General features: G+C 65.3%; 12 protein-coding genes. 1 reads left to right on the forward strand and 11 read right to left on the reverse strand.

Translation table 11 applies throughout. The features are described 5' to 3' along the window. The first annotated feature begins 52 nt into the window (after positions 1 to 52). Positions 53 to 985 (forward strand): LysR family transcriptional regulator, encoded by a 933-nt coding sequence (locus E8F12_RS09420; RefSeq protein ID WP_280290519.1) that lies wholly within the window; start codon positions 53 to 55, stop codon positions 983 to 985. Between the two features lie 145 nt (positions 986 to 1,130). Here E8F12_RS09420 and E8F12_RS09425 read toward each other — a convergent pair whose 3' ends face one another. From E8F12_RS09425 to peaA, 11 genes are all read right to left on the reverse strand, one after another. Continuing rightward, positions 1,131 to 1,901 carry an enoyl-CoA hydratase gene (locus E8F12_RS09425; protein ID WP_280324976.1) on the reverse strand — a complete coding sequence of 257 codons (771 nt, stop codon included), beginning with the start codon at positions 1,899 to 1,901 and terminating at the stop codon, positions 1,131 to 1,133. Between the two features lie 107 nt (positions 1,902 to 2,008). Further along, positions 2,009 to 3,136, reverse strand: a complete 1,128-nt coding sequence (locus E8F12_RS09430) for an acyl-CoA dehydrogenase family protein (RefSeq protein WP_280324978.1) — start codon at positions 3,134 to 3,136, stop codon at positions 2,009 to 2,011. An 11-nt stretch (positions 3,137 to 3,147) separates the two neighbouring features. Continuing rightward, the gene (locus E8F12_RS09435; protein ID WP_280324979.1) at positions 3,148 to 4,335 is read right to left on the reverse strand and encodes an acetyl-CoA C-acyltransferase; all 1,188 of its coding nucleotides are present in this window, start codon (positions 4,333 to 4,335) and stop codon (positions 3,148 to 3,150) included. Positions 4,336 to 4,345: 10 nt separating this feature from the next. After that, entirely contained in the window at positions 4,346 to 5,113 is a 768-nt protein-coding gene (locus tag E8F12_RS09440; RefSeq protein ID WP_280324980.1) for a 3-hydroxyacyl-CoA dehydrogenase, read from the reverse strand. Positions 5,114 to 5,131: 18 nt separating this feature from the next. Then, complete coding sequence (locus E8F12_RS09445) at positions 5,132 to 6,751, reverse strand: acyl-CoA synthetase (protein ID WP_280324981.1); 1,620 nt, start codon at positions 6,749 to 6,751, stop codon at positions 5,132 to 5,134. A gap of 186 nt (positions 6,752 to 6,937) precedes the next feature. Then, on the reverse strand, positions 6,938 to 7,966 hold the full coding sequence (locus E8F12_RS09450) for an AraC family transcriptional regulator (protein ID WP_280324982.1): 1,029 nt from the start codon (positions 7,964 to 7,966) through the stop codon (positions 6,938 to 6,940). Between the two features lie 180 nt (positions 7,967 to 8,146). Further along, complete coding sequence (locus tag E8F12_RS09455) at positions 8,147 to 9,847, reverse strand: AMP-binding protein (RefSeq protein ID WP_280324983.1); 1,701 nt, start codon at positions 9,845 to 9,847, stop codon at positions 8,147 to 8,149. A gap of 304 nt (positions 9,848 to 10,151) precedes the next feature. Beyond that, positions 10,152 to 11,276, reverse strand: coding sequence for a quinohemoprotein amine dehydrogenase subunit beta (gene peaD / locus E8F12_RS09460; RefSeq protein ID WP_280324984.1), 1,125 nt, complete (start codon positions 11,274 to 11,276; stop codon positions 10,152 to 10,154). A 29-nt stretch (positions 11,277 to 11,305) separates the two neighbouring features. Then, positions 11,306 to 11,629: a quinohemoprotein amine dehydrogenase subunit gamma gene (gene qhpC / locus E8F12_RS09465; protein ID WP_028627367.1), complete on the reverse strand. Its 324-nt coding sequence runs from the start codon at positions 11,627 to 11,629 to the stop codon at positions 11,306 to 11,308. Position 11,630: 1 nt separating this feature from the next. After that, on the reverse strand, positions 11,631 to 13,061 hold the full coding sequence (gene peaB, locus E8F12_RS09470; RefSeq protein ID WP_280324985.1) for a quinohemoprotein amine dehydrogenase maturation protein: 1,431 nt from the start codon (positions 13,059 to 13,061) through the stop codon (positions 11,631 to 11,633). A gap of 74 nt (positions 13,062 to 13,135) precedes the next feature. Continuing rightward, positions 13,136 to 14,653, reverse strand: coding sequence for a quinohemoprotein amine dehydrogenase subunit alpha (peaA, locus tag E8F12_RS09475; RefSeq protein WP_280325026.1), 1,518 nt, complete (start codon positions 14,651 to 14,653; stop codon positions 13,136 to 13,138). Between the last annotated feature and the right edge of the window lie 292 nt (positions 14,654 to 14,945).

Below are 14,945 nucleotides of genomic sequence, written 5' to 3' on the forward strand. Positions count from 1 at the left end.
ATCACCGATATATGATCCGCTGATAAAAACAATTGCGAGGAGCACGCCCGGCATGAATCTGAACAAGGTAGACCTCAACCTCTTCATCGTCTTCGACGCCATCTACACCGAGGCCAACCTCACCCGCGCCGGACAGATAGTGGGCATCACCCAGCCTGCCGTTTCCAACGCCCTCGCTCGCCTGCGCGAGACCTTCAACGATCCGCTCTTCGTCCGCACCGCCCAGGGCATGGTGCCCACGCCCATGGCGCAGAACATCATCGGCCCAGTGCGCAACGCCCTACAACTGCTGCGGGTATCGGTTCAGGAAAGCCGCACCTTCAACCCGGCCCAGGCGAACAAGACCTACCGCATCAGCATGACCGACCTCACCGAGACGGTGATCCTGCCGCCGCTGTTCCAGCGCCTGCGCCGCATGGCGCCGACCGTGCAGATCGAGAGCTTCCTGGCCAAGCGCCGCGAAACCACCAAGGAACTGGCCGCCGGCCGCCTGGACTTCGCCGTGGACGCCCCGCTCAACACCGACCCCCAGGTGCGCCACGTCAAGCTGATGGAAGACCGCTATGTCTGCGCCATGCGCCGCGGCCACCCGCTGGCCAAGGAGAAAATCAGCCTGGACGAGTACCTGTCGCTGTCGCACATCCATATTTCCAGCCGCAGGAGCGGCCTGGGCTACATCGACCTGTCATTGGGCAAGATGGGGATCCAGCGCAAGGTCACACTGCGCTCGCAGCACTACCTGATGGCCTCCACCGTGCTGCACGGCACCGACATGGCCATCACCGTCCCCGAGCGCTTCGCTCGCCGCCATGACCTGCACTACGTCGACTTGCCGGTGCACGACGTGCCCTCCCTGGAAACCCACCTCTACTGGCACGAAAGCACCGACCAGGACCCGGCCAACCGCTGGATGCGCGAGCAGATCATCGAAATCTGCCAGCAGGTGACGGCGCAGGAGCAGAAGGAGCTGAAAGAAAGGGCCTGATCCCCGCTGGGACACCTTGTGGGGGCGAATTCATTCGCTAAGCAGACCGAAGTCCTGCCCTGGGGTGTCTCAGGAGGGCAACTGCGCTGCCCTTAGCGACTGAAGTCGCCCCCACAAGGAAAAGCGAATTGCGGCCCGCTTGGACTCAGCGACCGAACTCCGGCTTGCGCTTTTCGATGAAGGCGCCCATGCCTTCCTTCTGGTCCGGGGTGGCGAACACCGCCTGGAACAGTCGTCGCTCGAAACGCAGGCCCTCTCCCAGCGAACCTTCGTCGACCCGGTTCACGCATTCCTTGAGCATCAGCACCGCCGTGCGCGATTGCGCGGCGATGCGGCTGGCGCTGTCCATGGCCTCTTCCAGCAGTTCCGCCACCGGCACCACGCGCGCCACCACGCCGCAACGCTCGGCCTCGGCCGCGTCCATGGTGCGACCGGTGAGGAGCATTTCCATGGCCTTGGCACGGCCCACCAGACGGGTCAGGCGCTGGGTGCCGCCGGAGCCGGGAATCACCCCCAGCTTCACTTCCGGCAGGCCGAAACGGGCGTTGTCGGCAGCGATGATGAAGTCGCACATCAGCGCCAGTTCGAAGCCACCGCCGAGGGCGTGGCCGGCGACGGCGGCGATGATCGGCTTGCGCCGCTGCGCCACCCGGTCCCAGCGGCCGAGAAAGTCGTCCAGGTAGGTGTCGGGGAAGCACTTCTCGGCCATTTCCTTGACATCGGCGCCAGCGGCGAAGGCCTTGGCCGAGCCGGTGATCAACACGCAACCGATGGCGGGGTCGCGCTCGAAACCGTCGAGTGCCTGGTTCAGCTCGTCGATCAATTGAGTGTTGATGGCGTTCAGGGCTTCGGGGCGGTTCAGGGTGATGAGGCCGACAGCGCCGGCCTGCTCCACCAGCAGGGTCTGGTAGGTCATATGGGATACCTGTCAGGAGTTGGACCCTGTAGGAGCGAGCTTGCTCGCGAAAGAATCCGCGCGGGGCCCTGTTCGCGAGCAAGCTCGCTCCTACAAGTGGAAGTGGCTCAGAGGCTGCGCGCGATCACCATGCGCTGCACGTCCGAGGTGCCTTCATAGATCTGGCACACGCGCACGTCGCGGTAGATGCGCTCCACCGGGAAGTCCTTGAGGTAGCCGTAGCCGCCCAGGGTCTGGATGGCCCCCGAGCAGACCTTCTCGGCCATTTCCGAGGCGAACAGCTTGGCCATGGAGGCTTCGGTCAGGCAGGGCATGCCGGCTTCTCGCAGGCTCGCCGCGTGGTGGACCATCTGCCGCGCTACGGCGATCTGGGTGGCCATATCGGCCAGACGGAAGGCCACGGCCTGGTGCTCGATGATCGCCTTGCCGAAGGTCTTGCGCTCATGGGCGTAGTCCCGCGCCGCCTCGAAAGCCGCGCGAGCCATGCCCACGGATTGCGCGGCAATGCCGATGCGGCCGCCCTCCAGGTTGGACAGGGCGATGCGGTAGCCCTCCCCTTCCGCACCCAGACGCAGGGACGCCGGGATGCGCACGTCGTCCAGTTGGATCTGGCAGGTGTCCGAAGCGTGCTGGCCGAGCTTGTCCTCCACCCGCACCACCTGGTAGCCGGGCGTGTCGGTGGGGACGATGAAGGCGCTGATGCCCTTCTTGCCAGCGGACGGGTCGGTGACGGCGAAGACGATCACCATCCCCGCATGGCTGCCGGAAGTGATGAATTGCTTGGCGCCGTTCAGCACGTAATGGTCGCCGTCGAGGCGCGCGCGGGTGCGCAGGTCGCTGGCATCGGAGCCGGCCTGGGGTTCGGTGAGGGCGAAGGCGCCGATCATCTCGCCCGTGGCCAGCGGCTTCAGGAAGCGCTGTTTCTGCTCCTCGCTGCCGTACTTGAGGATGGGCATGCAACCCACCGAGTTGTGCACGCTCATGATGGTGGAGCAGGCGCCGTCACCGGCGGCTATCTCCTCCAGGGCCATGGCGTAGGCCAGGTGGCCGGTGGCCGCGCCGCCCCACTCTTCCGGCACCAGCATGCCGAGAAAGCCCAGCTGAGCCATCTCGCGCAAGGCTTCGGCCGGGAAGCGGTGCTCGCGGTCCCAGGCGTCGGCGAAGGGCTTCAACCGCTCCTGGGCAAACTGCCGAGCCATGTCGCGGATCTGGATATCCTGTTCGGACGGAATCATCGCAACCTCCTTCAGGCCATACGCTCGATGGCGACGGCCGTGGCCTCGCCACCGCCGATGCAGAGCGACGCCACGCCGCGCTTCAGGTCGTACTGGGTCAGCGCATTGAGCAGGGTCACCAGTACCCGCGCACCGGAGGCGCCGATGGGGTGGCCCAGCGCGCAGGCGCCGCCGTGCACGTTGAGCTTGTCGTGGGAGATGTCCAGGTCACGCATGGCGACCATGGGCACCACGGCGAAGGCTTCGTTGATCTCGAACAGGTCCACGTCGCCCAGGCTCCAGCCAGTACGCGCCAGCAGGCGCTGGATGGAGCCCACCGGCGCGGTGGTGAAGAGGTTCGGGGCCTGGGCGAAGGAGGAATGGCCGGCAATGCGCGCCAGCGGGGTCAAGCCGCGCTTCTCGGCTTCGGACAAGCGCATCAGCAGCAACGACGCGGCGCCGTCGGAAATGGAACTGGAGTTGGCCGCGGTGACGGTACCGCCTTCGCGGAAGGCCGGCTTCAGGGTGGGAATCTTCTCCAGGCGCGCCTTCGGCGGTTGTTCGTCCTGGCTGATGGTCAACAGCTCGCGGCCAGATTTCGCTTCCACCGGCACGATCTCGGCGGCGAAGCGGCCTTCGGCCATGGCCTTCTGCGCGCGGGTCAGGGAAGCGATGGCGAAGGCGTCCTGCTGCTCGCGGGTGAAGCCGTAGGCCTGGGCGCAATCCTCGGCGAAGGTGCCCATCAGTCGGCCCTTGTCGTAGGCGTCTTCCAAGCCGTCAAGGAACATGTGGTCGAGCACCTTGCCGTGGCCCATGCGGTAGCCGGAGCGGGCGCGCTCCAACAGGTAGGGCGCGTTGGACATGCTCTCCATGCCCCCGGCCAGCACCACATCGGCGCTACCGGCCAGCAACAGGTCATGGGCCAGCATCACGGTCTTCATGCCCGAGCCGCACATCTTGTTCACCGTGGAGCAGACCACGCCCTGGGGCAGGCCCGCACCAAGGGCGGCCTGGCGCGCCGGGGCCTGGCCCTGGCCGGCCTGCAGCACACAGCCCATGATCACTTCGTCGACGGCGTCGGCCTGCACCCCGGCGCGCTCCAGCGCGGCGCGGTTGGCGGCGGCGCCGAGTTGCGCGGCGGTGACGTCCTTGAAGTCGCCGAGGAAGCCACCCATGGGCGTGCGGGCGGCGCTGACGATAACGATGGGATCTTTGTTCATGGCGTTCTCCTTACTTGGCGGCCATGCGCAGCGCGCCATCCAGACGGATGACTTCGCCGTTGAGCATGCTGTTCTCGATGATGTGGCGGGCCAGCGCGGCGTATTCGTCCGGGCGACCCAGGCGCGGCGGGAATGGCACGTTGGCGGCCAGGGAGTCCTGAACCTCCTGCGGCATGCCGGCCATCATCGGCGTCTCGAAGATACCGGGGGCGATGCACATCACGCGGATGCCGGAACGCGCCAGGTCGCGGGCCACCGGCAGGGTCATGGCGGCCACGCCGCCTTTGGAGGCCGAATAGGCGGCCTGGCCCATCTGGCCGTCGAACGCCGCGACCGACGCGGTGTTGATGATCACGCCGCGCTCGCCACCTTCGTTCGGTTGGCCCTGGGCCATGGCCTCTGCGGCCAGGCGCAGCATGTTGAAGCTGCCGATCAGGTTGACTTCGATCACCCGGCGGAAGCTGTCCAGGCCGTGGGCACCATTGCGACCCAGCACCTTCTCGGCCGGCGCGACGCCAGCGCAGTTGATCAGCCCATGCAGGCCGCCGAAGGCCTCCACTGCTGCGGCCACGGCGGCGCGGGCATCCTCTTCACGGGTGATGTCGGCCTTGACGAAGCGGGCATTGCCGCCCAGCTCCTCGGCACGGGCGGTGCCGGCCTCGGCGTTGATGTCCACCAGCAGCACCTTGCCGCCCTGCCCCAGCAGTTCGCGGGCGGTGGCAAGACCCAGACCGGAGCTGCCGCCGGTCACCAGGAAAACGGAATTCTCTATACGCACTTTTGCTTCTCCTCTGGATCAGTGAGCGGCGGCTGTCTGGGCCTTGGCGATCTCCTGGTTGCGCAGGAGGAAACGCTGGATCTTGCCGCTCGGGGTCTTGGGCAATTCCGCGACGAACTCGATTTCGCGCGGATAGGAATGGGCGGACAAGCGCTTGCGCACATACTGCTGCAGCGCCTCGGCCAACGTGGCATCGGCGCTATGGCCGGCATGCAGCACGACGAACGCCTTCACCAGTTCAGTGCGTTCCGGGTCGGGCTTGCCGATCACCGCGGCCTCGATTACCGCCGGGTGCTCGATCAGCGCGCTCTCCACATCGAAGGGACCGACCCGGTAGCCTGAGGTGGTGATCACGTCGTCGGAGCGGCCGACGAAGCTGATGCTGCCGTCTTCATTGAGCTCCACTGTGTCGCCGCTCAGATAGTAGTCGCCGACGAATGACTTGGTGGCCATGCCCAGGTAGCCGGGGAACCAGAACAGCGGCGAGCGCGGCATGTCCAGGGCAAGTATGCCGGGCTGGCCGACCGGCAATTCGCGGTTGGACTCGTCCAGCACCACCACCCGGTGGCCGGGCATGGCGAAGCCGGCGGCGCCCAGGCGCACCGGGTGTTCCAGGGCGTGGTGATTGCACAGCACCATGCCCAGTTCAGTCTGGCCGTAGTGGTCGTGGATGGTGCAGCCCAGGCCCTCGGCGAACCAGCGGATCACCTCCGGGGTCAGGGGCTCGCCGGCGCTGCTGACGGCGCGCAAGCAGCCCTTGATGGACGCTTCCACCTCGTCGCGGGCGGCCAGCAGCAGGCGGTAGGCGGTAGGCGAGCCGGCCAGGTTGGTAATGCCGTACTCGCGGATGATGCGGCAGGTGCTTTCCACGCTGAACGAACCTTCGTAGAAGGTAGTGGCGTGGCCCAGGGCCAGCGGGCCGGTGACCGCGTAGTAGAGGCCGTAGGCCCAGCCCGGATCGGCCAGGTTCCAGAAGTTGTCCGTCGGACGCAGGTCCACCGCATCGCGCATGTAGCTGACGAAGGCGACTATGGCCTTCAGCGGCACGGCCAGGGGCTTGGCCAGCCCGGTAGTGCCGGACGTGAACATCAGCAGGAAGGGGTCGGAGGCGGTGCGCATCACCGGCTCGAAGCTCGCCGGCTGGCGCTCCAGCTCGGTCCAGAAATCATCGCCCACCACCAGCACCGGCGGAACGCCGTCCACCTCGTCCAGCTTGGGCCGGTTGGTCAGGTCGGTGACTACCAGCTTCGAGCCGGCGCCCTTGACCCGATGCTCGATGGCCTTGGGGCCGAAGGCGGTGAACAGCGGCTGGTAGACGGCGCCGATGCGCCAGGTGCCAAGGATGGTGATCAGCAGCTCCGGGGTGCGCGGCAGCATGCCCGAGACGCAATCGCCGGGGCGCACGCCGCGCTCCTCGAGGTAATTGGCGAAGCGCGCAGCGGCTTCCTTGAGCTGGGCGAAAGTCCAGGTGGCGCGCTCACCGTCGCGACCCTCCCAATACAGGGCGACGCGCTCCGAGTCGGCGTGGCGATCGCAGCATTCGACGCAGGCATTGAGGGCGTCGAGGTTGCCGACCAGGGTCGTGGAAGCGGCGTTGGCGTAGTCGAACTCGCGGGCAGCGGTGAAGTAGTCGCGCATCGGGTGGGCTCCGGGTTTGTTTTTGTTGGAGTACCGGGATGGTCGCGCCGAGCGGGGGTGGCGGCAATGTCGAAAGGCATCAACCTGGGTGAGCGGATTTGACAGGAGCAGACTGCTCTGTTGTAGGGGCGAATTCATTCGCCCCTACAGAAAAACCGCCCCTACAGGCTGAGCCCGGGCGGGCGCTCAACTCGATTCGGGATGAATCAGCGCCCGGTATTGCCCCGGCGTCGAGCCGGTCCACTTCTTGAAGGCCTTGTAGAAGGCGCTGGTGTCGGCGAAGCCCAGTTCGAAGGCCAGCTCGGTGAAGTTGCCTTCGCCGCTGTCCAGCCTGGCGATGGCCAGGTCGCGCCGGACCTGGTCCTTCAGCCCCTGGTAGGACTGCCCTTCCAGGGACAGCTTGCGGCGCAGGGTCGAGGGCGCCATGAAGAAGTGGCAGGACAGTGCCTCCAGGTCCGGCCAGCGCTCGGGCTTCAGGCTGCGCAGGTAGGCCCTGATGCGCGCGGCCAGGCTCTGCGGGTCGCGGTAGCGGACCAGGATGTTCGCCGGTAGACCGCCTAGGAAGCGCTTGAGGTCGCGCTGGCTGCGGCGCACCGGCAGCTCCAGGCAGTCGGCGTTGAACAGCAGGCGGCTGTGCAGCCGGGAGAAGCGCAGGTTGGTGCTGAACATCACCCGGTAGTCTTCGATGTAGTCGGGCACCGCGCAGCGCAGGTCGACGCCGAGGATGGGAATGCGCCGACCGGCCAGCCAACAGAGCAGGCCATGGATCATCAGCCACAGGGTGAAATAGCTGAAGGCGCGGCATTGCTGGCCTTCGGGCTCGTCAAGGGCGATTTCCGCCAGGCCGCCGCGCCGCACCAGGCGCGGCGAGAGGCCGTCGAATACCAGGTCGAGGAAGCGCAATGCCACGTCCAGTGCCGCGCCCACCGTGGGCTCCTTCGCCGCCGCACGGGTCATGTAGGCGAAACTGCCGAACTTCATCCGCCGCGGATTCATGCCGAAGAATTCGTCGTCCATGCTCTGCGCGACCAGCACCCAGAGATGGCCGAAGTGCTCCGAGGAGACGCGCCCGTATGGCTTGGCCAGCAGCTCGGCAGGGATGCCGGCTCGGTTCAGCAGCGCGGAATCGTCGAAGCCCCGCTGGCGCAATTCCAGCAGGGCTTCGTGGACCAGGCGGACGGAGATGGTGCCTTTCTCGGTGGACGTGCCTGTCATGGGCTCCCTTGGGGTATCGGTTTCCGGTGAGGCACACATTTTATGCGGGTTGCTTGTGGGGGCGAATTTATTCGCTAAGGGCAGCGAAGCTGCCCCATGGCGTTCCGAATGGCAGGACTGCGTCCTGCTTCGCGAATGAATTCGCCCCCACAGAAGAGCGAAGAGCCCGGCCCCGGCGCCCTACCGAATCGCCTTCACCTTGTCGTCCTTGGGCGGGGTCAGCTCCTCGATACTGATCTCGCGCATGCGGAACTTCTGGATCTTGCCGGTCACCGTCATCGGGAAGGCATCCACGAAGCGGAAGAAGCGCGGCACCTTGAAGTGGGCGATGCGTTCCTTGGCCCAGGCGCGCAGTTCATCCTCGGTGGCGACATGGCCGGGGTGGAATTTGATCCAGGCGACTATCTCCTCGCCGTACTTGCTGCAGGGAATGCCGATCACCTGCACGTCGGCCACTGCCGGGTGGGTGAAGAAGAATTCCTCAAGCTCGCGCGGATAGATGTTCTCGCCACCGCGGATGATCATGTCCTTGCTGCGGCCGACTATGCAGACGTAGCCGTTCTCGTCCATCGAGGCGAGGTCGCCGGTGTGCATCCAACGGCCCGCATCGATGGCGTCGGTCGTGGCCTGGGGGTTGTTCCAGTAGCCGAGCATCACGCTGTAGCCCCGGGTGCAGAGTTCGCCGATCTGGCCGCGCGGGACGATCTTGCCCTCGGCGTCGACGATCTTGCTCTCCAGGTGCGGCTGGGTGCGGCCCACCGTGGTCACGCGCAGCTCCAGCTCGTCGTCCGGGCCCGTCTGCAGGGACACCGGACTGGTCTCGGTCATGCCGTAGGCGATCTGCACTTCGCTCATGTGCATCTCGTTGATCACCCGGCGCATCACCTCGATCGGGCAGGTGGCGCCGGCCATGATCCCGGTGCGCAGGCTGGACAGGTCGAATTCGCTGCGCTGCGGATGGTCCAGTTCGGCGATGAACATGGTGGGCACGCCATAGAGCGCCGTGGCCTTTTCTTCGGCCACGGCGCGCAGGGTGGTCAGCGGGTCGAAGGCATCCCCAGGGTAGATCATGGTGGAGCCGTGGGTAACGCAGCCGAGGTTGCCCATCACCATGCCGAAGCAGTGGTAAAGCGGCACCGGGATCACCAGGCGGTCCTCCTCGGTCAGCCCCAGGCTCTCAGCGACCATATAGCCGTTGTTGAGGATGTTGTAGTGGCTGAGGGTGGCGCCCTTGGGGAAGCCGGTGGTGCCGGAGGTGTACTGGATATTGATGGCATCGTCGAACTGCAGCCCGGCCTGGCGCTCTGCCAGCGTCTCGGCACTCACCTCCCCCGCGCGCTGCTGGAGGACCGCCCAGGACAGGAAACCGGCCGGCGGATTGGCCGCCAGGCTGACCACGCCACGCAGTTCCGGCAAGCGCTCGCAATTCAGGCTGCCCGGTTCGGCGGCGGCCAGCTCGGGCACCAGGCCCAGGAACATGGCGTGGTAGTCGGAGGTCTTGAAGGCGTCGGCGCAGACCACCCAGCGGCAGCCGGATTGCTTGAGCGCGTATTCCAGCTCGCTGCTGCGGTAGGCCGGGTTGATGTTGACCAGGATGGCGCCGATCTTGGCGCTGGCGAACTGGGTGATGCACCACTCGGCGCAGTTTGGCGCCCAGATACCGAGGCGGTCGCCGCTGTTCAGGCCCAGGGCAAGCAAGGCGCGGGCATGGCGGTCTACCGCCTCGGCCAGTTCCTTCCAGCTGTAGCGCAGGCCCTGGTGCCTGACCACCAGCGCCTCGCGCTCGGGGAACTTGGCAACCGTGGCATCGAACGCCGCGCCTATGGTCATGGCGAGCAGGTCCTTGTCCTGCCGCCCCCGGGTGTAGCTCTGGTGATTCATGGCTTTCCCTTCTTGTGCTTGTACTGGGATACAGCTGTGAATGACGTATCGGCTTTATTTACCTTTACGTAAACGTAAAGGTAAATAAAGCCTGTTTTCCTGTCTAGTGACCTATTGGTCGGATACGGGTTCGATCATCAGGTGGCCGATGGTTGGTGCTCGGGCCATCGGCGGGGCAATTACTGTGGGGGCGAATTCATTCGCTATGCAGGACGCAGTCCTGCCATTTCGCCCGATGGGGGCAGCTGCGCTGCCCTTAGCGACTGAAGTCGCCCCCACAAGAAGAGCCCACAAGGCCCTGCCCTTAGCGCACGAACACCTGGGTCGTGGTGATCGACATGTCGCCACCCGGCAGCTTGATGTTCTTGATCTTCTCCAGGCTGTCCGGATCGAACACCGCGATGTCGTTGAAGGTGCCGGCCAGGTAGAGCTTGCTGCCCTTGGTGTTGAAGGCCACGCAGTAGTAGGAGTGGTCCAGGTTGGCCGCCTTGATCAGCTTCTGCTCCTTGATGTCGTACTTGGCCAGGCGGTTGAGCACGCCGAACATCTGGTTCGGGTCCTTCGGCGAGCGCAGGCCGGTGAAGTACAACTCGGTCAGCGGGGCGAAGTCCTGGACGGTGGCCTTGCCGGTCTTCAGGTCGATGCTGACGTAGCCATAGATGAAGTCGGCGGTGGCCAGGTCCTGTTTCTCGTCCTTGAACTTGGCCGTGGTGTAGAGCATCGAGAACTCGTGGTACGGCGTCTGGTGCGGCCAGAAGTAGAGCACGTCCGGCGCACTGTAGAGCGGCCGCTGCCAGTTGCGGCCGGGTACCGCCACCTCGTACTTGCCGGTCTTCACATCCATCTTGTAGATGTCCGGCCCGGCGACGTAGAGGCTGCCGTCGTCCGCCGCGCGCATCAGGTAGACCTGCCGCGGCATCGGGAAGCTGCGTACCGGCTTGGCGTCCAGCCCGGCGCTGGTGTCATAGACCTCCAGGCGCGGCTGCTTGACCACGTAATGGTCGTTGAGCATCTCGGTGGGGTTGACCGTGGTGTAGAGCTCCTTGCCATCGGGACTCAGGGCGAAGGAGAACATCGAGCGCGCCTTCTCCCCAGGCTTCTGCGACAGCTTGGCGTGGAACACCGTCTTGCAGTCGTCCAGATCGACGCCGTAGAGGTCGCCGAAGTGGTTGTTGAGGATGAAGGCGGTCTTGTTATCCGGCGCCATCATGGCGGTGCCGGGGCCGAAGGCGTCGGGCAGGCGGCAGGTCTTGTACAGGCTGTCGGTGGCGAGATCCACCACGTGCAGGTTGTTCGGGTAGTTGGTGGCGATCATGTATTCATGACCGGCCTTCAGCGCCGGGCCGGTTTCGTCCGCGGCCCAGGCGTGCGCGCCCAGTGCGAGGCCGGCGACGGCGGTCGCCAGGCTGGCGATGGCTTTGAGTTTCATGCGGTTATCCCTCTTGTTCTTCTCGCCGGTCATTTGTCTTTCGGGAATACGGTGCCGAGGTTGCGCCAGTCCTCTTGCGAGTTGGTCGCCTGGGCGTTCCAGTCCTGGTAGGTGCTCATCATGTCGGGCACCTGGGCGGGCCACCAGCAAGGGTCGGAGCAGCCGTAGAGGTCGGCTTCCATTGGCTGGCAGAGCGAGGCCACGCCGCCGAAGGCGTCCACCTCCCAGCCCGGGTCCGTGGTGGCGGTGCACCCGGCCACTGCACTCATGGCCATGACTTCTTCGATGCGATCTTCGGCTGCGGCTTTTTCGAGCATTTGCGCTTTGTTGTTGAGCGGCTTCAGATGTTTCATGTCAGTGCGCCTTCCGCGGAGTGATGTAGCTGCTGATGAAGGCCGGATTGCCGGCCATGATGCGGCTGTAGACCTCGATGCCGAAGTCCACCCAGTCGCGCATCAGCTCGCAGTAGTGATAGGTCGGGTGAGTCGGGTCGCCGTAACGGGCGTAGCTCTCGTGGTAGCAGCCGCCGGAGCAGAGGTTGCGGATGCGGCAGCTGTCGCAACCGGTGCCGCTGCGGTCCAGGCGCTGGGAGAGGAAGTCGTTCAGCTCGACCTGCTTGACCCCGCTGTGCACATTGCCGAAGGTCGGCAGGCTGGAGCCGGTGAAGCGATGGCAGAGGTTCAGCTCGCCCTTGTGGTCTACCGCCAGCATCTTCAGCCCGGCACCGCAGGGCAGCGCCTTCTTGTGGCCTTCGTGGATGTCGGTGATCAGCTGGTGCAGGTTGGAGAAGCCGATATTGCGATGCTCCAGCGCCGCCTCCAGGTAGCGGCGGCCGAGGGCCTTCATGTTGGCGAACACTTCCACCAGCTCCTCGCCGGTCAGGTTGAAGTCGCTCATGTCACCCGAGGTGACCGGGGCGAAGCCAACCTCGGCGAAACCCAGCTCATTGAACAGGTGGTTCCAGATGGTCTCGACGTCGGTGATGCCACGGGTGAGGGTCACCCGCGCGCCCACCGGGCGGCTGCGGTAGCGCGACAGCAGCAGGTCCACCTTGCGCCGCACCACGTCATAGGTGCCCTGCCCGCCCACGGTGATGCGGTTGCGGTCGTGTACCGTCTTCGGCCCGTCGATACTCACCGAAAGTCCGAAGCGGTGGGCATTGAGATAGTCGATGACTTCTTCGGTGAGCAGCGTGGCGTTGGTGGTCATGACGAATTCCACGAACTTGCCGGCCTCACTGAAACGGCGCTCGCAGTAGTCCACCATGTGCTCGATCAGCGGTCGGTTCGACAGCGGCTCGCCGCCGAAGAAGACCACGGTGTAGCGATCCTCGTCCGGCGACTCCCGGAGCAGCATCTCCACCGAGGCTTCGGCGGTTTCCGCGCCCATCTTCTTGCCCGCCGAAGGCTTGTCCAGATCTTCCTTGTAGCAGTAGGTGCAGCTCAGGTTGCAGCCGGTGTTGACGTTCAGCACCACGGTGTTCAGCGCGGTGCGCTCGACCTTGCTGATGCCGATTTCCGGCGTCAGCGGCGAGCCGTCGCTGACCACTTCCAGCGCGATCAGCTCACGCAGGGTTTCATTGATGTCCTGCCCGGCGAAACGTCCGGCCAGGCGCTGCACCAACTCCTCCGACGAGCAACCTTGCTGGCGCAGGGCGTCGATGATGCCGCCAGTGACTTCGTCGGTGGCGAACAGCGAGCTGCTCGGGATGTGGAACAGCATGCGGTCGGCGTCCACCCGCACTTCGTGCAGGTTGCGTTCGACCAGATTCAAGATTGCGCCCATGGCGACCTCCCGGAATTCTTCCCAATCGTCGTTGCGAACCCGGACGGCGCCTGCCGTCCGGGGGACGTCGCCAGTCAAGGCAGCGGCGGGTTGTTCCAGCGTTGCACAGTGACGATCAGATGGCCCTCGCCCTTCTGGCCGCCCTCTTCGAGCTGGGCGATCACCTTCAAATTGCCGGCGTTGTTGGTCATCATCTTGCGTTCCGGGTTCGGGCCGGCGCCGCCGGGCACGAAGACACCATCGGGCTGCATCTTGCCGGCGAACTTCACGTCCTCGTCTTCCTTGGCGCGCTCGTCGAAGGGCTCCACCGACCATTTCGCCGGCAGGTAGCCGATGCGGTACGGCTTGCCGTCGGCGCCCTTGCCCCAGGCCTCGGCCTCGAAGCGACCCTGCACCTTGGGCGTGGAGCCGCCGTTCTCGCCGACGCGGGCAATGGAGAACTCGGGCACCACCTTCACTTCGGCGATGTCCTTGTACACCGCCAGGTCGACGCCCTTCAGCGAGCCGAGGGACACGGCGCGGATGCCGGAGGTGGCTTCGGCGGTGGTCTTGACCCTGACACGGATCTGCTTCGGCGTGACTTCCAGTACCTTCACCACTTCGACGCCCGGACCGAAGTCCGGGGTGCCGGACAGGCCGCTGCCCACCAGAGTCAACTCGGCTTCGCTGCCCGCCTTGAGGTAGGCCGGCTGCACGGCCAGCAGCTTGGCGTTGCCCTCTTTCGCGGCGCTGAAGTCCAGGCCGCGCTCATCATGCTCGGCCTCGAACATGCGGCCCTTCATCTCGCCGTTCAGGGCGGCGAAGACCTGGCGCATGTTCTGCTCGCCGATCTTCAGATTGCCGCGCCACTCGTAGCCGTTGTAGAGGATGGCTGAACCTTCGCCATTGAAGGGCGAGCCGTCGGCGTATTGGCCCTTCACACTGACCTTGAAGGTGTCGCCGGCATCGGCAGTCACGGTCATCACACCGCGGACGTCACCCTTGGCCAGCATGTGGCCGCTGAAGCTCCACTGGCCCGGCAGGTTGTCGGCCTTGGGCTTGGCTTTCTGCCAGTCGGCCCAAGCCTGGTTTTCCAGGGGGAAGCGCTTGGCCAGTTCCGGCACCATTTCCTTGAGGGCGAGATCCAGCCAGTCGCGGTCGCGGGACTGGGCCTGGTACTCGAGGGACGGCCACTGGCCGAGGTGGAAGTTGACCAGGTGTTCCCACTCCTTGGCGGGACGGCGCTGCAGGGCGACACGGGCGCCCGAGTGGCAACGGCCGCACATCTGGCTCAGTTGGTCGTCGAACTTCTCGACGGTGTTCAGGCGGCGCTCCATGGCGTAGCGCACGCCTTCGGTCTCGCTGGGGGCCAGGCCCTGCTTGTCGGCGAGGTACTTGACCAGCGTGCGGCGATCGGCGTCGCTGATCTGGAGGCCGTGCATCACCTGCATGCGCCCGATGCTCATCAACCAGCCCTCGGGGGTCTTGCGCTGGTGGCTGATGCGGCTATAGGAATCGTTGCCCTCGGGGATGTGGCAACCCATGCACTTGGACTTGAGGAGGGCCGGCCCCTCCTCCGCTGCATGAGCCTGGGCGAACAGCAGAGACGCCATGGCCAGTGCCAGGGTGCCCGCGTGCTGCCGGAGTCGAGTCGTCTTCAAGGTCAGACCTCCACGGTGTTGTTCTTATGGTTTGCACCCCATGGCGGAGCGGGTGCAGCTGTCACGGCAAATACATATTGTGTGCCATGCCAACGAAAGTCCTTGTATAACAATTAGTTAGCTTTAAATATCAGGCTTGACGGGGATGCTGGCACCGGGCCCGGGCGTCTAATTTCGCGACAGACTGTTCCACCCTGAGACTAGGCCGCGCAGCACCTGATAAAGGTAGCCGGCGAGACTGTTC

Origin of the sequence: Pseudomonas sp. BN102 (assembly GCF_029871245.1) — a bacterium.
GTDB lineage: Bacteria > Pseudomonadota > Gammaproteobacteria > Pseudomonadales > Pseudomonadaceae > Metapseudomonas.